15 protein-coding genes are annotated in these 18,918 nt (G+C 62.1%); 6 read left to right on the plus strand and 9 right to left on the minus strand.

Annotated features, from left to right (window positions below; all coding sequences use genetic code 11):
- Positions 1 to 164: 164 nt before the first annotated feature.
- Positions 165 to 1,082 (plus strand): DMT family transporter, encoded by a 918-nt coding sequence (locus CO660_RS23255; protein ID WP_097600682.1) that lies wholly within the window; start codon positions 165 to 167, stop codon positions 1,080 to 1,082.
- 2 nt (positions 1,083 to 1,084) lie between these two features.
- Here CO660_RS23255 and CO660_RS23260 read toward each other — a convergent pair whose 3' ends face one another.
- The 5 genes from CO660_RS23260 to CO660_RS23280 all read right to left on the minus strand — a co-directional run bounded on the left by CO660_RS23260 (position 1,085) and on the right by CO660_RS23280 (position 9,702).
- Complete coding sequence (locus CO660_RS23260) at positions 1,085 to 1,933, minus strand: GNAT family N-acetyltransferase (RefSeq protein WP_097600683.1); 849 nt, start codon at positions 1,931 to 1,933, stop codon at positions 1,085 to 1,087.
- A 327-nt stretch (positions 1,934 to 2,260) separates the two neighbouring features.
- Positions 2,261 to 4,045, minus strand: a complete 1,785-nt coding sequence (locus tag CO660_RS23265; RefSeq protein ID WP_097600684.1) for an IlvD/Edd family dehydratase — start codon at positions 4,043 to 4,045, stop codon at positions 2,261 to 2,263.
- A 285-nt stretch (positions 4,046 to 4,330) separates the two neighbouring features.
- A complete protein-coding gene (locus CO660_RS23270) occupies positions 4,331 to 7,531 on the minus strand; it encodes a multidrug efflux RND transporter permease subunit (protein ID WP_097600685.1) in 3,201 nt (1,066 codons plus the stop codon).
- A 118-nt stretch (positions 7,532 to 7,649) separates the two neighbouring features.
- Entirely contained in the window at positions 7,650 to 8,840 is a 1,191-nt protein-coding gene (locus CO660_RS23275; protein ID WP_097600686.1) for an efflux RND transporter periplasmic adaptor subunit, read from the minus strand.
- A gap of 46 nt (positions 8,841 to 8,886) precedes the next feature.
- The gene (locus tag CO660_RS23280; RefSeq protein WP_097600687.1) at positions 8,887 to 9,702 is read right to left on the minus strand and encodes an alpha/beta hydrolase fold domain-containing protein; all 816 of its coding nucleotides are present in this window, start codon (positions 9,700 to 9,702) and stop codon (positions 8,887 to 8,889) included.
- A gap of 165 nt (positions 9,703 to 9,867) precedes the next feature.
- Between CO660_RS23280 and CO660_RS23285 the strand changes: the two genes are divergently transcribed.
- Positions 9,868 to 10,779, plus strand: a complete 912-nt coding sequence (locus CO660_RS23285) for a LysR family transcriptional regulator (RefSeq protein ID WP_097600688.1) — start codon at positions 9,868 to 9,870, stop codon at positions 10,777 to 10,779.
- Positions 10,780 to 11,022: 243 nt separating this feature from the next.
- Here CO660_RS23285 and CO660_RS23290 read toward each other — a convergent pair whose 3' ends face one another.
- Positions 11,023 to 11,766, minus strand: a complete 744-nt coding sequence (locus CO660_RS23290; protein WP_097600689.1) for an SDR family oxidoreductase — start codon at positions 11,764 to 11,766, stop codon at positions 11,023 to 11,025.
- 116 nt (positions 11,767 to 11,882) lie between these two features.
- On the opposite strand from CO660_RS23290, the gene CO660_RS23295 reads away from it, so the two are divergent.
- The 3 genes from CO660_RS23295 to CO660_RS23305 are packed head-to-tail and all read left to right on the plus strand — an operon-like array spanning position 11,883 to position 13,794.
- Positions 11,883 to 12,791: a LysR family transcriptional regulator gene (locus CO660_RS23295; RefSeq protein ID WP_097600690.1), complete on the plus strand. Its 909-nt coding sequence runs from the start codon at positions 11,883 to 11,885 to the stop codon at positions 12,789 to 12,791.
- 23 nt (positions 12,792 to 12,814) lie between these two features.
- Complete coding sequence (locus tag CO660_RS23300) at positions 12,815 to 13,129, plus strand: hypothetical protein (protein WP_097600691.1); 315 nt, start codon at positions 12,815 to 12,817, stop codon at positions 13,127 to 13,129.
- A 47-nt stretch (positions 13,130 to 13,176) separates the two neighbouring features.
- Complete coding sequence (locus CO660_RS23305; protein ID WP_097600692.1) at positions 13,177 to 13,794, plus strand: DNA-3-methyladenine glycosylase; 618 nt, start codon at positions 13,177 to 13,179, stop codon at positions 13,792 to 13,794.
- Here the strand turns inward: CO660_RS23305 and CO660_RS23310 are convergent, their stop codons facing one another.
- Genes CO660_RS23310 through CO660_RS23320 form a run of 3 tightly spaced genes read right to left on the minus strand, consistent with a single transcriptional unit; the run spans position 13,795 to position 17,009 of the window.
- Positions 13,795 to 15,336 carry a DHA2 family efflux MFS transporter permease subunit gene (locus CO660_RS23310; protein ID WP_097600693.1) on the minus strand — a complete coding sequence of 514 codons (1,542 nt, stop codon included), beginning with the start codon at positions 15,334 to 15,336 and terminating at the stop codon, positions 13,795 to 13,797. It abuts the gene before it with no gap.
- On the minus strand, positions 15,329 to 16,552 hold the full coding sequence (locus CO660_RS23315; protein WP_097600694.1) for an HlyD family secretion protein: 1,224 nt from the start codon (positions 16,550 to 16,552) through the stop codon (positions 15,329 to 15,331). The genes CO660_RS23310 and CO660_RS23315 overlap by 8 nt, the downstream gene beginning before the upstream one ends.
- Positions 16,545 to 17,009, minus strand: a complete 465-nt coding sequence (locus tag CO660_RS23320; RefSeq protein ID WP_020922126.1) for a MarR family transcriptional regulator — start codon at positions 17,007 to 17,009, stop codon at positions 16,545 to 16,547. The genes CO660_RS23315 and CO660_RS23320 overlap by 8 nt, the downstream gene beginning before the upstream one ends.
- A 230-nt stretch (positions 17,010 to 17,239) precedes the next feature.
- On the opposite strand from CO660_RS23320, the gene CO660_RS23325 reads away from it, so the two are divergent.
- Positions 17,240 to 18,781 (plus strand): cation:proton antiporter, encoded by a 1,542-nt coding sequence (locus CO660_RS23325; RefSeq protein ID WP_097600695.1) that lies wholly within the window; start codon positions 17,240 to 17,242, stop codon positions 18,779 to 18,781.
- Positions 18,782 to 18,918 lie beyond the last annotated feature (137 nt).

Raw genomic sequence — 18,918 nt, forward strand, 5'->3', positions numbered from 1 at the left:
CGCGCACCTGCTCAAACCCGCGCATCTATAAAGCTTTGTTTTTGGGAAAGCGACCCTGTTGTCACAGACGATTGGGCTTTTTACGTGACAAATCAGCAGCCGGCAGTCTATTTCCCCTGGGAAAAATCCGAACTTCGATCGCAAGAAGACGAGGAAGAACGCTCTTGCAAGCCACAGCCTATATCTGCCTCGTCATCGCCACCCTCTGCTGGGGCGGCAACTCCGTCGCCGGCAAACTCGCGGTCGGCCATATCAGCCCAATGATGCTGACCTTTCTGCGCTGGTTCCTCGCCGTCGCGTTCATCGCCATCATATCTGTGCCGCAACTGAAGAAGGATTGGCCCGTGGCAAGGAAAAACCTGCCGCTGCTTCTTTGCTACGGCGCCATTGGCTATACGCTCTTCAACGCCATGCTCTATTCGGCAGTGCAATATACAACGGCGATCAACGTCGCCATCGAGCAAGCCGGCATTCCGATGCTGATCTTCCTGTTGAATTTTTTCTTTTTCCGCACTGGCATCTCGCTGGCGCAATGTCTCGGCTTCGGCATGACGCTGATGGGCGTGGCGCTGACCGCCGCCCATGGCGACCTCGCCACGCTGCTGCAGTTGCAGCTCAACCGCGGCGACGGGCTGATGCTGATCGCTATTGCCGCCTATTCGCTCTACACGATTTTCCTGCGCTGGAAACCGCCGGTCGACTGGCGCACGCTAATGGCCTTCCCCGCCCTCGCCGCCATGCTGACCTCGCTGCCGCTGCTTCTCTGGGAGATCGGCCGCGGCGCTGCGCATTGGCCTGACCAGGCCGGCTGGAGCATCACCTTCTATACCGCGATCTTCCCCTCGTTGCTGGCGCAGATCCTTTATATCAAAGGCGTTGAGGCTATCGGCGCCAACCGCGCCGGTCTCTTCATCAATCTCGTGCCGGTATTCGGAACACTGCTTTCCGTCGTACTGATCGGAGAAAGGCTTCAGTCCTTCCATATGGTAGCGCTGATGCTGACGCTCGGCGGCATCGCAATCGCCGAAAAGGGCCGGCCGAAAGCGTCCGCTCCCACCGTGCCCGCCTCCCCCGTGGATTAGGCTTAACCAAGCTCCAGCGTCGTCACGCCGAAGACGTGTTTCAGCGGGATCGCCGGGGCGGGTCCTCGATACATCCGCATGGTCTCGAACACCGGCTGAAGACCCATGCCTTCGGCAAGTGCAATCGCCTCGCGATTCTCGGCGGGGATATCGATGAAGATCTGAGCGCCCTTTGCCTCGGGGATCAATCCGGCAAGCAGTGCCGCGGCGCTGTCTGCATCGTTGGCGAAAAGCGGGCCGATCTTGTAGCCCTCGTAACAGCGGCGAATCGTGCCGTAACCGCGGATCTTGTGGCTTTTGCGGACTACGGCCGTACGCCGCCCCTTGCGGCTGGTGCACCAGGCGGCGAGGAAGGCATCCCGCGGCTGCGGAAAGATCGCCGCATCATAACGCTGCAATCCTTCCAGGCGTGAATCCAGCACCGGCTGCGCGACAAGCGTGGAGGCCGGCAAAGAGGAGGCAACGCCGCCGTAACGAATGGTGGAATAGGCTGGCTCGAAGCCGGCCTTGCGATAGTTCCCCTGCTGCGCGGCAACGCCGTCGAGACCGATCGTCCGGCCTTCCGCCGTGGCAATCCCCGCTTCCCAGATCGCCTTGCCGTAACCCTTGCCGCGGAAATCCGGGTGGACGATGTAGAGGCCGAGAAAGGCGAAGCTGTCCCCATATTTGACGACCGAGATCGAGCCGACGGGGACTTCACCGATAGAGCCGACGAAAAATCCCGACGGATCGGCTTCGAGGAATGCAAGCGAATCGTCGAGACCCGGATTCCACCCCTCCTGACGCGCCCATTCGAGCACGAGTTCCAATTCGCCGGGCCGCATCGAACGAACGGCAAATTCCGAATTCATGCGACCTTCCCAGATTGAATGTCCCGCAAGTCCATCCCGCCAACGGCAAAGCAATTTTCAGATCACCGCCACCCGATCGCACCGGACGAACGATGGAGAAGCCGCGCCGATGGTCTTGACCACGCGTATAATCGTTTTCGATGCAATGCAGTAAGCTTCGTTTCCGCATTACCATGAAACAATGCCGTTGCAAGCTCAAGAAAATTACTTGGCGCCCAATAACTTCCGGCGCGGATAAATGTCGCGCCGAAATCTCTCGCGTACTCAACCCGGAGGACAGGAAGCATTTCAGCGGAAATTAGCCACTATCGCTGCCCTGCGCCAGAATCAATGGTTGTGCCGTGGCGGGTTTTTCGCGATCTGGCGAAACTCCGACGCACCTTCCAGAACCGCGCCATCCGACAGCTGCGTCACCGAGCGGCGGTAGATCTGCTGCCACGGCGTGGCATCCGCCGGCACCGGCGGAATACCGTCGCTCCTGCGCCGCTCGATCTCCGCGTCGTCGACCAACATGTCGCAGCGCCCCTGGTTGAAGTCGATGCGGATGATATCGCCGGTGCGAAGCCGGGCGAGGCCGCCCCCGGCAGCGCTTTCCGGTGATGCATTGAGGATCGACGGGCTGTCGGCGGTGCCCGACTGACGTCCGTCGCCGATTGTCGGCAGGCTGCGAATGCCACGCTTCAACAGATGATCCGGCGGCTGCATATTGACGACCTCGGCCGATCCCGGCCAGCCGAGCGGCCCCGCGCCGCGGATGACGAGGATGGTATCCTCGTCGATGCCGAGTTCGGGGTCGTTGATGCGCTTGTGATAATCCTCGGAACCGTCGAAAACCACCGCCTTGCCCTCGAAGACACCTTCCCGCCCGGGTTCCAGAAGATAGCGCTGGCGGAAATCCTCCGAGACGACGCTCATCTTCATGATCGCGAAATCGAAGAGATTGCCCTTGAGAACGAGGAAGCCCGCCCGCTCCTTCAGCGGTTCGTCGAATGGCCGAATGACCTCGCGGTCGCTGGCCTGCCGACCGTCGAGGTTCTCGGCCATCGTCCTCCCCGTCACCGTGCGACAATCGCCGTCGAGTTTTCCGGCCTGCAGCAGCTCCCACATGATCGCCGGCGTGCCGCCGGCGCGGTGGTAGCGCTCGCCGAGATAGGCGCCGGCTGGCTGGACATTGGCCAAAAGCGGGATATCGAAGCCGTACACCTGCCAATCATCGGGATAAAGTTCGACGCCGGCGTGCTTAGCCATCGCAGCCAGATGCGGCTGCGCATTGGTCGAGCCGCCGATCGCCGAATTGGTGCGGATCGCATTGAGGAAAGCAGCCCGCGTCAGGATATCCGATGGCTTCAAATCCTCGAACACGATCTCGACGGCGCGCCGTCCGGTGCGGTAGGCCATCTGCCCCCGCTCGCGGTAGGCGGCCGGGATGGCGCCACAGCCGGTGAGCGACAGGCCGAGTGCTTCCGCCAGCGCATTCATCGTTGAGGCTGTGCCCATCGTGTTGCAATGGCCAACGGACGGAGCCGAGTCGAGCGCTGCCTGCAGGAACTCCTCCCGATCGATCTCGCCTGCCGCATATTTCCGCCGCATCCGCCAGATGACGGTGCCGGAACCGGCCAGTTCCCCTTCGTGCCAGCCATCGAGCATCGGACCGCCGGAAAGCACGATAGCCGGAATATCGACCGTCGAAGCAGCCATGATCGCAGAAGGCGTGGTCTTGTCGCAGCCGGTAGTCAACACGACACCGTCGAGTGGATAGCCGTAGAGGATTTCGACGAGGCCGAGATAGGCAAGATTGCGATCGAGGGCGGCGGTCGGACGCTTGCAGTTCTCGAAGATCGGATGTGTCGGAAACTCGATCGGTATTCCGCCTGCGTCGCGAATGCCGTCGCGCACGCGCTTGGCGAGCTCGATATGCACTCTGTTGCAGGGCGTTAGATCGCTGCCGCTTTGGGCAATCCCGATGATCGGCTTGCCCGAGCGCAGCTCTTCCGGGGTGATGCCGTAATTCATGAAACGCTCGAGATAGAGCGCCGCCATGTCGATATGATCGGGATTGTCGAACCAATCCTGCGAACGCAGGCGGCGTTTCTTCGGTTGGCGGTCCGTCATCATTATCCTCCCGATCGGCCACTCTTCTCTTCGAAATTTAGAAGCGAAGCGCTGCAGTCCGCCTCACCAACTTCCGCAAGCGCGTCGGCTTTGCCGGTCTTGCTTATCCGGACAGCGGGGCCCGCGCCGATCCTCCCAGCTGCTATCCGCCTTTGATAGTCCCCTCCTCCTCGGTTGCAACCGTTTTGATGAACGTAACGCATTTTCATCGGGTGTCACAAAACGATACGGGCGAGAACCGAAGTTCCCGCCCGATTTACTCGACAAAGGAAGGTTGAATTCCGCTTATTCCGCCGCGAGCCGAATGACCTCGGCCTCTTCCTCCTTGTGTTCGTCCCGCTTGTGCTGGATGAGCGGGCGATTGCCCGTCAGCCGCCGCAGCAGCACGTAGAACACCGGCGTCATGAAGATGCCGAAGAAAGTCACGCCGATCATGCCCGAGAACACCGCAACGCCCATCGCCGCGCGCATTTCCGCGCCGGCGCCGGTCGAGACGACGAGCGGCACGACGCCCATGATGAAGGCCATGGAAGTCATGAGGATCGGGCGAAGGCGCAGGCGGCTGGCTTCGACCGCGGCTTCGCGCGGAGTCCGGCCCTCGAACTCCAGTTCGCGAGCGAATTCCACGATTAGGATCGCGTTCTTCGCCGACAGGCCGACAAGGACGACCAGGCCGATCTGGGTGAAGATGTTGTTATCTCCGCCGGTGAGCCAGACGCCTGTCAGAGCGGCCAGGACGCCCATAGGTACGATCATGATGATCGCCAGCGGCAGGGTCAGGCTTTCATACTGGGCGGCAAGCACCAGGAACACCAGCAACAGCGCGAGCGGGAAGACGACGACGCTCGAATTGCCGGCAAGGATCTGCTGATAGGTCAGGTCCGTCCATTCGAAGTCGATGCCAGCAGGCAGCGTCTCGTGTAGGATCTTCTCGATCGCCGCCTGTGCCTGGCCGGACGAGAAGCCCGGCGCCGGCCCGCCGTTGATATCGGCGGCGAGGAAGCCGTTATAGCGGTTCGCCCGCTCCGGACCCGTGCTCGGCTCCACCTTCAGAAGTGCCGAAAGCGGGATCATCTGGCCCGACGCCGAACGAACCTTCAGCTGACCGATATCTTCCGGCTGAGCGCGGAATTTCGCGTCGGCCTGCACACGGACGCTGTAGGTGCGGCCAAAGGCGTTGAAGTCGTTCACATAGAGCGAGCCGAGATAGATCTGCAGCGTCTGGAACACGTCGGTGACGGACACTCCGAGCTGCTCGGCCTTGGCGCGGTCGAGATCGGCATAGAGCTGCGGCACGTTGATCTGGAAGCTGGAGAACAGCCCGGCGAGCTCAGGCGTCTGGTAGGCCTTGGCAAGCACTGCCTTGGTCGCCTCGTCGAGCGCCTGGTTGCCCAAGCCTGCGCGATCCTCGATCTGCAGCTTGAAACCGCCCGTCGTGCCGAGACCGTTGACCGGCGGCGGCGGGAACATGGCGATGAAGGCATCCTGGATTGCGCCGAATTTCTGGTTCAGCGCCATGGCGATGGCGCCGCCAGAAAGATCCGGCGTCTTGCGCTCCTCGAAATCCTTCAGCGTCACGAAGACGATGCCGGCATTCGAGGAGTTGGTGAAGCCGTTGATCGACAGGCCGGGGAAGGCGATGGCATTGGCGACGCCGGGCTGCGCGAGCGCGATATCGGTCATGCGCTTGATGACGTCTTCCGTGCGATCGAGGCTTGCGGCATCCGGCAGCTGAGCGAAGCCGATCAGGTATTGCTTGTCCTGCGACGGCACGAAGCCGCCGGGAACCGTGGTGAACATGCTGTAGGTCGCGCCGACCAGCGCCAGGTAGACCACCATGACGATGCTCTTGCGCGACACCAGGCCGCCAACACCTTTGCCATAGGCATTCGAGCCTGCGCCGAAGACGCGGTTGAAGCCACGGAAGAACCAACCGAAGATCGCGTCCATGAAGCGCGTAAGCCAGTCCTTGGGCGCGTCGTGGCCCTTCAGCAGAAGGGCGGCAAGCGCCGGTGACAGGGTCAGCGAGTTGAAGGCCGAGATGACGGTCGAGATCGCGATCGTCAGCGCGAACTGACGATAGAACTGACCCGACAGGCCAGAGATGAAGGCGAGCGGCACGAAGACCGCGACGAGCACCAACGCGATCGCGATGATCGGACCGGACACTTCCTTCATCGCCTTATAAGTGGCCGCGCGCGGCGACAGGCCATGCTCGATATTGCGCTCGACGTTTTCCACCACCACGATGGCGTCGTCCACCACGATACCGATCGCAAGCACCAACCCGAACAGACTGAGCGCGTTGATCGAGAAGCCGAAGACATACATGACCGCGAAGGTGCCGATGATCGAGACCGGAACCGCGATCAGCGGAATGATCGACGCGCGCCATGTCTGCAGGAAGACGATGACGACGAGGACGACGAGCGCGATGGCTTCGAGCAGCGTGTCGATGACCTTCTCGATCGAGGAGCGCACGAATTTCGTCGTATCGTAGACGATCTCGTATTTGACGCCCTCAGGCATGGCCAATTGCAGCTGATCCATGGTTGCGCGCACATTGTCGGCGATTTCGATCGCATTCGAACCGGGCGCCTGAAGGGCGGCAACGGCGACGGCCGGCTTGCCGTCGAGCAGCGACCTGAGCGTATAGTCGGCGGCGCCAAGCTCGATGCGGGCGACGTCGCGAAGGCGGGTGATCTCCCCATTGACGCCCGTCTTGACGATGATGTTGCCGAACTCCTCGGGCGTGCGCAGGCGGCCCTGTGCATTCACGTTGAGCTGCAGGTCGACGCCCGGCTGGCTCGGCGACGCGCCGATAATGCCGGCGGCCGCCTGGACGTTCTGCGAGCTGATCGCGTTGCTGATGTCGCTGGCGGCAAGTTCATGCTCGGCGGCCTTCTGCGGGTCGATCCAGACACGCATCGAATAATCGCCGGCGCCGAAGACCTGCACCTGGCCGACGCCGGGGATGCGGGCGAGCCGATCCTTGATGTTCAAGGTCGCGTAGTTGCGAAGATAGGTGATGTCGTGGCTGTTCCCGTCGGAGACAAGGTTGACGACCATGATGAAGTCGGGCGAGCTCTTGACCGTTGTGATCCCGAGCGCGCGCACTTCCGCCGGCAGGCGCGGCTCGGCCTGGCTGACGCGGTTCTGGACGAGCTGCTGCGCCTTGTCTGGGTCGGTGCCGAGCTTGAAGGTGACGGTGACGTTGAGCACACCGTCCGACGTCGCCTGGCTCGACATGTAGAGCATGTCCTCGACGCCGTTGATCTGCTCTTCGAGCGGTGTCGCCACCGTTTCGGCAATGACGCTCGGATTGGCGCCGGGATAGGTGGCGCGCACGACGACCGACGGCGGCACGACGTTTGGATATTCGGAAATCGGCAGCGCGCGCAGGCCGATCAGGCCGGCAACCACGATGAGGACCGAAAGAACGCCGGCAAAGACCGGCCGGTCGACAAAGAATCTGGAGATATTCATATCAAAGCCCTCTCCGGGGTGAACATGGATGCAACGTCCCTTTCCGGCGGTTTGGGGAGCCGCCGGTGGGTCCTGTCATTTCGGAAATTGGCCTTCCCCGAGAGGGGAAGGCTGCGTCTTACTGCGCGGTCGCGACTTTCTCTTCCATCTGCGGAATGACGACGGCGCCCGGACGGATGCGCTGCAAGCCGTTGACGACGATCTTTTCGCCGGCGGTGAGGCCGCTTTCAACCACCCGCTGCCCCTCAGCCAGGGCGCCGAGTTGCACCTGCCGGTATGCAACCTTGTTGTCGCCGTCGACGACGAAGACGAACTTCTTGTCCTGGTCCGTGCCGACGGCGCGGTCGCTGATGACGATCTTGTTCTCAGCCTTCGGCTGGCCCATGCGCACGCGCACGAACTGGCCGGGGATAAGGCGTCCGCCCGGATTATCGAAGACGGCGCGCACGCCGATGGTGCCGCTAGATGCGTCGACCTCGTTGTCGATCAGCTGCAGCTTGCCCTTGATCGGCGTGCCTTCGTCGGCGAGCGTGCCGACCTCGACCGGAATCTCTTCGACGGGCGGCAGAGCGCCGTCCGTCTGTGGCAACTGGGCGAGAGCGCGGGTCACCATCTCTTCGCTGGCGTTGAAGCTCGCGTAGATCGGATCGACCGAAACGAGTGTCGTCAGCGCAGGCGAAGCCGATCCGGCCGCAACCAGGTTGCCTGTCGTCACCTCGATCTTGCCGATGCGGCCGGAAACCGGCGCCCGCACCTGAGTGTAATCGAGATTGAGCTGAGCCGACTGCAACGCAGCCTGCGCTGATCGCAGTCCTGCCTGCGCCTCGGCCAGCGCGCTCTGGCGCTGATCGAGATCGCTCTGGGAGATGGTGCGGTTGTCGGACAGCCTGCGGCCGCGGTCAAGCTCGGTCTGCGCCAGGCTGACCTTGGCTTCGGCCGAAGCGACCTGGCCTTGAGCCTGCGCCACGCTAGCCTGGTAAGGAGCCGGATCGATGGTGAAGAGCAGGTCACCCTGCTTCACCAGCGCCCCCTCACGGAAAGCCACCGAAAGGATGGCGCCTTCGACACGGGGACGGACCTGGACACGATCGACCGCTTCGAGACGGCCGGAAAAGGTCTCCCAGGCCGTCACGTCGCGGGCTTCGACCATGGCCACCGTCACCGGTACGGCAGGAGGCTGCGCGGGAGCGGAAGCTGCCGTAGCCGTCGTGCTCATCGGCAGCTCGAAAAACAATGCAGCGCCTGAAACGGACGCAATAAGTCCTATGCCGGCGCCCACGAGGGCCCAGCGCTTGCTTCTGGACGTCATCAGTACTCTCCTTGCGGCCCCAGGCCGCCGAAATATCAGATCTTCTTCAATGCAATTGCGGTTGGACGCTTACGTCCTGAAGGAAACTTCCGAAATGGCGGCTGACGTGTTCCTGCCAGTCGGGTGTCTCCCCAGATTTCCCACCATAAATCGAGGGCCAGCCCGTCCCGGCGGGAAGGACATGCTGGCGCACACCGACGCCGGCCTTTTTCAGGCGGGCACCGTAACCAAGTGTTTCGTCGTGCAGAGGATCATCCTCCGCGGTGAATATCAGCGCCGGCGCGACGCCTGAAAGACGCGAACAGAGGCAGGGGGCCGCGTAGGGGTGGCAGCCGCCACCGCTCAGATAATGGCTCCAGCCGTCCGCCCAGCGCTGCCGCATGCCGATCGCTTCGGCCTTGCGGATCGACGACGTGCCCATGAAGGGATCGAGCAGCGGTGAAATCAGCACCTGGCCGTCGAGCGCCTCCGGCATCTGATCGCGCGCCTTGAGCGCCACTCCGGCCGCGACATTGCCGCCCGCCTCCTCGCCGGCGACAAACAGCAGCGACTTCCGGTCGCCGAGACCGGCGGCGCGCTTGTTGGCGAGATAGGTGAAAACGGAGAAGGAGACTTCCAATGCCTTCGGAAAGAGGTTGCCGGACAGTGTGCTGTAGTCGACGGCGGCGACGATGGCGCCGGCTTTGGCGAGACTGACTGCAACCGGCCGGTCGACATTCGTTTCGCTGTCGAGAAATGCGCCCCCATGCAGGTAAAGCACGATGGGCGGACCCTTGCCGTAATCGGCGCCCTGGTAGACACGCGCGGAAACGGGGCCGACGGCCACCTTATCCAGCATCATGTCCTTCCATTCTACCGTCATCGATCCGGTCTCTTTTGCACGCAACCGCAGGCACACAACACCTGCCGCTTGCATTTCGTATAAAAAAGATATTGTTATTCAGAACAGGGAATAAGAAGCAATATCACGATAACACTGTTCCGATTCTCGAATAATGGTGCAACGCAAACTGCGGACTTGAAACCGATGGATCAACTTTCGGCAATGCGCGTCTTCATCCGCGTCGTGGAGACGGGCAATTTCACCCGCGCCGCCGACATGCTCGCCATGCCCAAGGCGACGGTGACCAACCTCATTCAGGGTCTCGAAGCGCATCTGCGCACCAAGCTCCTGAACCGCACCACGCGCCGGGTCATGGTGACCACGGACGGCGCACTTTATTATGAACGCGCCGCCCAGATCATCTCCGAGCTGGAGGAACTCGATGGCAGCCTCTCCAATTCGCAAAGCCTGCCGAGCGGGCGGTTGCGCATCGAAATGAGCGGCGCTTTTGCCGACGCCATTATCGTTCCGGCACTTTGCGACTTCTACCAGCGCTATCCGGATATCCGTCTGGACCTAGGGGTCGGCGACCGCACGGTAGACTATCTGGTCGAAAACGTCGATTGCGCGCTGCGCGCCGGTACGCCCACCGATCAGTCACTGATCGCCCGGCGGGTTTCGGAGATGGAGCTGATCACCTGCGCTTCGCCGAGCTACATTCAGAAATTCGGCATGCCCGAACGGCCGGAGGATTTGGAGACCACGCACTACTCCGTCAATTATTTCCGCGCCCAGAACAACCGAACGCTGCCTTTCGAATTTCGCAGGGGCAACGAAATGGTCGAGACGACCCCACGCTGCATTGCCTCGGTCAATGACAGCCGCACCTATCTGACCGCGGCCCTGACGGGGCTCGGCGTCGCGCAGGTGCCGACCTTCATGGCGCGTGAACCGATGCGGCGGGGCGAACTCGTCCGCGTGCTGCCGGACTGGCGCCGTGACCCGGTGCCGCTCTATGTGGTCTATCCGCCGAACCGCCACCTCAGCAACAAAGTCCGCGTCTTCGTCGATTGGCTGGTCAAGCTCCTGGTCGAGGCCAAGCTGAACGATTTCTAGAGCATGCCACGCGGTTGCAAAACAGAGACGGCCCGGAAGGCAGAGAAACCTTCGACGGGCCGTAAAATTTGAACATCGGACCTGTCGCGCCGCAGACTGGGCGCGGCAGGCTCTGGAGGTTCGGGAGAGAGCGTCAGGGAACTCCACTCGCTCGCGATAAAACAACTATAGGCACTCTCCACACGATTGTAAGGGGGGAGACCTACAATCTTCAATCACATGATTGCGATGAGGGCGCCTTCATCAGATCACGCCGCCGTTGGCGCGCAGTGTCTGACCATTGATCCAGCCGCCGTCCGGGCCGGCGAGAAAGGCGACTGCGGAGGCAATGTCCTCGGGCGATCCGATCCGTTCCAGCGGATTCATCTTCGCCATGCGGGTAATGAGTTCCTCCGTCTTGCCATTGAGGAAAAGATCGGTGGCCACCGGCCCGGGCGCAATGGCGTTGACGGTGATGTTACGGCCGCGCATCTCCTTGGCCATGATTGCCGTCAGCGTTTCGACGGCGGCTTTGGTGGCGGCGTAAACGCCGTAGGTTTCGAGCTTCAAGCCGACGACCGAAGTCGAAAAGTTGATGACCCTGCCGCCATCGCGCAGACGCCGGGCCGCTTCCCTGAGTGTATTGAACGTGCCCTTGAGATTGACGCCGATCTGGCGATCGAAGTTTTCGTCGTCAGTCTCGGCGAGCGGCGACAGCATCATGATGCCGGCATTGTTGACAAGCACATCAACGCCGCCAAAGGCGCCTTCCGCAGCGTCGAACATCCGCCGGACGGCTTCAGCATTGCTGACATCCGCCTTGGCCGTCAGCGCCCTGCCGCCAGCCTGTTCGATCTCCCGGGCGAGGTCCTCGGCCGCTGCCGCACTGCCGGCATAGTTGACGACGACGGTGAAACCCTCCCTGGCGAGGCGTCTGGCTACGGCCGCGCCGATACCGCGGGAAGCGCCGGTGACGAGTGCGACCTTGCTGTCTTTGTTGGAAGCCATTGTTCTTCTCCTTTTACGCCGCAGCGCGTTTTCGATGAGAAGAAGATGCGCCTTTTCTTGCGCCGGTTAATCGTGCATTCTCCGGCATCACTATCCGGAGAACACGAACAAACAAGATGGACAGGTTCGATGCCATGCGTGTGTTCTGCCGTGTTGTGGAGCGCCGCAGCTTTACCCTCGCAGCGGAAGACACGGGCCTGCCGCGCTCGACCGTTACCGACGCGGTCAAGCAGCTCGAGGCCCGCCTCGGCGTGCGCCTGCTCCAGCGCACGACACGCCATGTCAGCCCGACGCTCGACGGCGAGGCCTACTACCAGCGCTGCCTGTCGATCCTCGCCGACATCGAGGATGCGGAAGGAGCCTTTGCCGGCGCCAGACCGAAAGGCCTGCTGCGCGTCGATCTGCACGGCACGCTCGCGCGCCATTTCGTGCTGCCGAGCCTGCCGTCCTTTCTGGAGACCTATCCCGAGATCGAGTTCTATATGAGCGAAGGCGATCGGCTGGTCGATCTGGTGCGCGAGGGCATCGATTGCGTGCTGCGCGTCGGCACGCCTGCCGACAGCGACATGGTCATCAGGCGCGTCGCCATGCTTGATGAGGTCACGCTCGCCTCTCCCGCTTATATCGCCGCCCGCGGCCCGCCGCAGCATCCTGACCGGCTTGCCGGCCATCGCATGGTCGGCTTCCACTCCAGCAGCACCGGCAGTCTGCTCCCGCTTGAATTCACCATCGGCGGTGCGGCACGTAACATAACCATTCCAGCGACGATCACGGTCAACGCCGCCGAAAGCTATGTTGCGGCAGCGAGGATGGGCCTCGGTCTGATCCAGATCCCGCGCTACCACGCCGAAAAAGATCTGTCCGACGGCACGCTGGTCCACGTGCTCCGGGATTTTCCACCGACCCCGACCCCGGCTTCCCTGCTCTACCCCCGCAACCGCCAGCTTTCGCCCCGCGTGCGCGTTTTCATCGATTGGCTGGTGAAGCTCTTCGCTCGACAAAATTCCAAAAACACGCTTTGCTAACATAAGCGTTTAGGGGAATAGCCATGGCACTCAGCGATATCACCGTCTACCAGACGGAAGATGGCTTCGTCGTCGAATTCGGCGGTGAGGGTGAAGACAGCATTGGCGTAACGCTGCGAAGCGCACCCGAACTGACATTGGAAAACGCGATCCGGCGTGCAAAGGCCCTGCTTGCTGCAGCAATCGAACCGGCCCATGGTGACGGCGCGCGCAGCAAGGATCCGGCCCTGCTCGAAGAGGAACTGGAGGAAGGCCTGGAAGATTCCTTCCCCGCGAGCGATCCGGTCTCGGTTACATCATCCTCGATCCCCATGCGTAATCCGAATGCCGGCCGCTGACGCGGCCGGCCCATCAAATGGTTTTCGGATGACGGCGGCGGCGACGAATGGTATCTGCCACAGCCATGACCGATGGAGGAATGACAAAGGGCGCGATCGGCGCCGGCGCGCTTGCTGGTGAAAGCCTCAAGGCGTTTTTCGAGCGCGACGCCATCACTGTAGCCCGCGACCTGCTTGGCTGCCATCTGACCGTGGATGGCGCCGGCGGCCGCATCACCGAGACCGAAGCCTATTTCCCCGATGACGAAGCCTCGCACAGTTTTCGCGGGCCCACCAGGCGCAATGGCGCCATGTTCGGCCGGCCCGGCAATGTCTACATCTACCGCATCTACGGCATGTACTGGTGCCTGAACTTCGTCTGTCATCCGGGCTCGGCCGTGCTGATCCGGGCGCTCGAGCCGGAAACGGGAATTGCCGCTATGACGGAGCGGCGCGGCACTGATATGCTGACGGCGCTCTGCAGCGGCCCGGGCAAGCTCTGCCAGGCGCTCGGCATCGATATCGAAATCAATGACAGACTGCTCGACCGCCCACCCTATGCATTGACGCCGTCCACGCCGGTGCCGATTGTTGTGGGGAAACGCATCGGCATCACGAGAAATGCCGAAGCACCGTGGCGCTTCGGCATTCAGGGATCGCGATATCTCAGCAAGCCGTTTCGCTGATCACTCCATGACCGCACTGTGGTCGACGGCAGGCGCGGCCTTCGGCTTGCGCAGCAACAGCGCCAGCGGAATGACCGCGAGCGACATCAACATCAAGAGCTTGAAATCGTCCATATAGGCGATGATCGTCGATTGCAGGGTGATCATCTCGTTGAGCGAAGCGCGGCCGGCGGCCGTGAGCGGGCTCAACCCCTGCGCCGCGACAGCATTGAAGGCGTGGTTGAAAGGCGTCACATAGGCGGCGATCGATTCATGATTGCTCTGCGTGTTCTCGACGATCAGTGCCGAGACGATCGAGATGCCGACCGCCGAGCCGATGTTTCGCGACAGATTGTAGAGGCCGGTGCCGTCGCCACGCATTTGGGCGGGCAGCGTCGCGAAGGCGATCGTCGTCAGCGGCACGAAGAGAAAGCCGAGGCCGGCGCCCTGGATGAAGCCGACCGAGACGATCGTCCATTGCGAAACATCAGGCGTCCATCCCGTCATATCGTACATCGCCCAGGCAGTCAGGCCGAGACCGAGCACCAGCAGCAAGCGCGTATCGACCTTGCCGATCAGCCGCCCGACAATGAACATACAGAGCATGGTGCCGAGCCCGCGCGGCCCCATGACGATGCCGGCGGTGATGACGGGATAGCCCATCAGCGTCTGCAGATAGGGGGTCATCAGCGCCAGCGAGGCGAGGTAGGTGACGCCAACCACGAAGATGAAAATCATGCTCACCGTGAAGTTCTGGTCGAGAAACAGCTTCGGATTGACGAAGGATTTCTCTGCGGTCAGCGTGTGCACCAGAAGCAGATAGAAGGCGGCGGCGCAGACAATCGCTTCGACCATGATCTCGCCCGAAGAGAACCAGTCGAGCTGCTCGCCGCGGTCGAGGAAGAGCTGCAGCGCGGCGATGAACAGGCTCATCATCCCGAAGCCGAACCAGTCGAGTTTGGCGAGCGCATCCCGCTTGGTCTCGGCAACGAAGACGACGATGCCCATGAAGGCGAGCGCGCCGATCGGCACGTTGATATAGAACACCCAGCGCCAGCTGATATTGTCGGTCAGCCAGCCGCCGATGACCGGGCCGAGCACCGGCCCGACCATGACTGAGACGCCGAAAAGCGCCATGGCCGAGCCGCGTTCCTCCACCGTATAGATGTCGAGGAGAATGCCCTGGGAAAGCGGCACCAGCGAGGCGCCGAACAGGCCCTGCAGCAGGCGGAAGGCAACGATCTGGTTCAGCGATTGCGCCAGGCCGCAGAGAACGGAGGCGGCCACGAAGCCAGCGATAGCGACGAGCAGCACTCGCTTGCGGCCGAATTTGGCGGCGAGGAAACCGGAGGGCGGCGTCATGATCGCCGCCGCAACGATGTAGGAGGTGAGCACCCAGTTGATCTGGTCGGCGGAGGCCGACACGCTGCCCTGGATATAGGGCAGCGCCACGTTGGCGATCGTCGTGTCCAGCGCCTGCATGATGACGGCGAGAATGACGCAGGCCGTGATCGCGCCGCGATTGGCGACCCGGGTCGCCGGAGATGCAGGAGCGTTACTCATGGTCCTTGCCCTGAGGCCAGCCCAGAAGCGTGTTGACGAAATCGGGCAGGCCGCGGGCATGGCCGGTATCGACATCGACGACCGTGCTCATGCCGACGCGCAACGGCGGCTTGCCTGCGGCATCCTCGATGCTGACGCGCATCGGAATGCGCTGCACGACCTTCACCCAGTTGCCGGTGGTGTTCTGCGCCGGCAGCAGCGAGAAGCTGGAACCCGAAGCCGGGCTGATGCTCTCGACCTTGCCCTTCCAGGTCACGCCGGGATAAGTGTCGACATGGACCTCGGCCGACTGCCAAGGCTTGACGTAAGTCAGCTCGGTTTCCTTAGGGCTGGCGGCGATCCACAAATGGTCGGTAGCGACGAGCGAGAAGGCCTGCTGCGAGGCCTGCAGGTAGGAGCCGACCTGCAGCGCGTTGACATTGGTGACGATGCCGTCGAAGGGCGCCTTGACGACACTGTGGTCGAACTCGCGCTGGGCGTTGTCGACCTGCGATTTGGCCTGCAGGTAGAGCGGGTTTTCCTCGACCGGCTCGTCGGCCCTGCCGCCGAGCTGGGCGAGCGTCGTTGCTGCTTCCGCCTTGGCGACGGCAACCTTCTGCTGAGCGGCCTCGAGATTGTGCTTGGCCTCGTCATAGGCGGATTGCGTCGCGCTGCCGTTGTTAACGAGGGCCTGCTGCCGGTCGAACTGATCCTGGTAATAGGGCAGATCGGCTTGCGCCTGCGTGATCTCGGCAAGCGACTGCTGATAGCTGGCCTTGAGGTTCATGATCTGATTGCGCTGCACGCCGAGCTGCGCCTTGGCGCCGTCGAGCGCGATCTTGAAGGAATCGGCCCTCAGGCTGAAGAGCACCTGCCCCGCCTTGACCGCCTCGTTTTCATGCACGTCGATCCGGTCGACGATGCCCGAGACATCCGTGGTGACCCCGACCATATCGGCCTGGATATAGGCGTTGTCGGTCGACATCACCTGACCGCCATTGACGTAATAATAACCGCCGACAACGAGCGCGACCGGCAGCAGGGCGAAGAGAACGGGCCGCGTGAGACTGCGCCGGCGGCGGACCTGGTTGCCGCCAGGCGCAGCCACGGCGACAGCCGGCGCTGAACTGGATGAAGGCGCTTCGGCTACCGTTTCCTGCTGTTTCGCTTCATTTTCTTCAATAGGTGACTTTGCATTGGCGTCGGCAACGACGCGGAGGGGAGATTGATCAGCCATCGTTCATCTCATTCTCGTCAACCGGGGTCCGGCATGCCTGGACCAGGTTGGTCTTCATTACGGACAGGATGTGGAAAAGCTGCTCACGCTGCTCGACTGACACACCTTCCAGCGCCTCTGCGCGGGTCACATCGCCAAGTTCGCGCATTTCGGCGAGCAGAGGATGCGCTTCGTCGCGCATGTAGAGCAGCCAGATCCGCCGGTCGGTCGGATGCTGGCGGCGCTCAATGAGCCCGCGTTCAGCGAGTTTGTCGAGAATACGCACCAGCGTGATCGGCTCGACTTCGAGAATTTCGGCAAGGCCGCTCTGGTGGATCCCCTCGTTATTCGAGAGATAGGCGAGCGTCTGCCATTGCGAACGTGTCAGCCCAAGACACTTGGCGCGTTGCTCGAAGCGCTTGCGCAGCAGTCGTGCGACATCGTGGAGAAGGAATCCGAGTGTGGGCGTGGCGTTCATGGAAACCTGTGCCGGATATTTATAAGCATCCTTATGATGTGCTCACATATATTGAGCACAGACGCTCGCACAAGAGCGTAAGCCGCAGATTCTGCAACCGGGGCCAAAATGCCGCAGGCCGCAGCCGGCAGCTTGCCGTCCCTCACAGCTTTAGGCTCGAACGGTGGCCGCGGCATCGCCTGGCCCTAGTTTCTGGCAAGAACTATCCGCTGAAATGGTCTGGAGGGCCTATGGCGTTCTTCGAAAGCATGCTGACGCTGCTCTTGGTGGCGATCATCTTCCTGCAATTCTCCAGGAAGTTCCGTGTGCCTTATCCGACCATGCTGGCAATCGCCGGCATCATTGTCGCTGCCTTCCCATGGGCTCCGGAGGTGGCGATCGATCCCAGGCTTGCGCTGGCGCTCTTCATCGCACCCGTACTTTTCGACGCCGCCTACGATTTGCCGCCGAGGACGTTGAGGCGCAACTGGCTGCCGCTCTTTTCGCTTGCCGCAATCGCCGTCATTTTGACGGCCGCGTCCGTTGCCGCCGTCGGCGTCGCAATGGCCGGCCTGCCGCTTGCCGTGGCCGTCGCACTCGGCGCCATCGTGGCGCCGCCGGATGCGGTCGCGGCGACCGTCATGCTCGACCGCTTCAATCTGCCCCGCCAGACCTATGTAATCCTCAAGGGCGAGAGTCTGCTCAACGATGCCGTCGCCCTCCTCATCTTCAGCGCCGCAGTGGCGGCCGCCACCAGCCCCGCCTTCCTCACCGGCATTCTGGCAGAATTGACGCTGGCAGCGCCGGGTGGTCTCATCCTCGGTTATCTTCTCGGCCGTCTCTACATGATCGTTGGTCTGAAGCTCGCCGGCACGCTCGGCGGCACATTGCTCGAGTTCGTCGCCACCTTCGGCACGTGGATCATCGCCGAGCGACTGCACCTTTCGGCGATCCTGGCGATCGTCGCATATGCCATGGTGATCGCCCGCTACATGCCGGAGCGGCAGACGGCCCGCCACCGCATTCATTCCTATTCGGTTTGGGAAGCCGCGGTTTTCCTGCTTAACGTGCTCGCCTTCCTGCTGATGGGCTTGCAGGTCCGCCAGATCGTCCTCGATCTCGATCCCGGCCGGCTGAGTTTTGCGATCACCTTGGCAACCGCGGTCTTTGTCACCGTCATCGTCGTGCGCCTAGCCTGGGTGCTCGTCTATAACCGCGCCATCACCTTTCTTGCCGAGCGCGGTCTCACGACGCAAGCCGCTCCCTCATTTGCTGCGAGCCTGCTTGCCGGCTGGTGCGGCATGCGCGGTCTCGTCACGCTCGCAACTGCGCTTGCCCTGCCGATCGACTTCCATGATCGCGATATTATCCTGCTCAGCGCGCTGGCCGTCGTTCTCGGCACGCTCATTGTCCAGGGGCTGACGCTCGGGCCGCTGATCCGCTTCCTGAAATTCGATCCGGACAAATCCCTGAACCGCGATCTCACCAAAGCCCGCGTGGCATTGATCGACGCGGCTCTTGCCGAGCTTGAAGGCGAGGACAAATCCACCCGAATCCTGCGCGACGTTTACACCTCGGAGCGTGAGATTGCTGCCGACGGAAGACACCCGCGCGAAGTCAGCAGGCTCGATAGGCAACGCCGCAGCGTCATCGCCGCGAAGCGCCGAAAACTGGCGGAGATGCGTCGTGCCGACGAGATTGATGACGATGTTTTCCATGCGTTGGAACAGGAGCTCGACTGGGCAGAGCTCGCCGTCCTGCCGCCCGGCCGCGACGAAATCGTCGAGAGCTGACGCCGCCCGTGGGTTTTGACGGACTGCTGAACGGCAGCCAATTGGCATTTGCTATTTTTCGCCGCTGCCGTTTATATCCAGTTTCATAGCGTTACGATTTTTCCGATTTGCATTGCATGCCGGCCTTCCTTTCCAGA

It is taken from the genome of Rhizobium sp. L9 (assembly GCF_002531885.1).
Lineage (GTDB): Bacteria > Pseudomonadota > Alphaproteobacteria > Rhizobiales > Rhizobiaceae > Rhizobium.

Excerpts from the sequence above, each read along its gene's own strand:
- CO660_RS23300 (WP_097600691.1), top strand. The coding sequence starts at position 12,815 with ATGGCACTCAGCGATATCACCGTCTACCAGACGGAAGATGGCTTCGTC.
- CO660_RS23280 (WP_097600687.1), bottom strand. The coding sequence starts at position 9,702 with ATGACGGTAGAATGGAAGGACATGATGCTGGATAAGGTGGCCGTCGGC.
- CO660_RS23275 (WP_097600686.1), bottom strand. The coding sequence starts at position 8,840 with ATGACGTCCAGAAGCAAGCGCTGGGCCCTCGTGGGCGCCGGCATAGGA.
- CO660_RS23305 (WP_097600692.1), top strand. The coding sequence starts at position 13,177 with ATGGTATCTGCCACAGCCATGACCGATGGAGGAATGACAAAGGGCGCG.
- CO660_RS23270 (WP_097600685.1), bottom strand. The coding sequence starts at position 7,531 with ATGAATATCTCCAGATTCTTTGTCGACCGGCCGGTCTTTGCCGGCGTT.
- CO660_RS23320 (WP_020922126.1), bottom strand. The coding sequence starts at position 17,009 with ATGAACGCCACGCCCACACTCGGATTCCTTCTCCACGATGTCGCACGA.
- CO660_RS23285 (WP_097600688.1), top strand. The coding sequence starts at position 9,868 with ATGGATCAACTTTCGGCAATGCGCGTCTTCATCCGCGTCGTGGAGACG.
- CO660_RS23315 (WP_097600694.1), bottom strand. The coding sequence starts at position 16,552 with ATGGCTGATCAATCTCCCCTCCGCGTCGTTGCCGACGCCAATGCAAAG.
- CO660_RS23260 (WP_097600683.1), bottom strand. The coding sequence starts at position 1,933 with ATGAATTCGGAATTTGCCGTTCGTTCGATGCGGCCCGGCGAATTGGAA.
- CO660_RS23295 (WP_097600690.1), top strand. The coding sequence starts at position 11,883 with ATGGACAGGTTCGATGCCATGCGTGTGTTCTGCCGTGTTGTGGAGCGC.
- CO660_RS23265 (WP_097600684.1), bottom strand. The coding sequence starts at position 4,045 with ATGACGGACCGCCAACCGAAGAAACGCCGCCTGCGTTCGCAGGATTGG.
- CO660_RS23290 (WP_097600689.1), bottom strand. The coding sequence starts at position 11,766 with ATGGCTTCCAACAAAGACAGCAAGGTCGCACTCGTCACCGGCGCTTCC.
- CO660_RS23310 (WP_097600693.1), bottom strand. The coding sequence starts at position 15,336 with ATGAGTAACGCTCCTGCATCTCCGGCGACCCGGGTCGCCAATCGCGGC.
- CO660_RS23325 (WP_097600695.1), top strand. The coding sequence starts at position 17,240 with ATGGCGTTCTTCGAAAGCATGCTGACGCTGCTCTTGGTGGCGATCATC.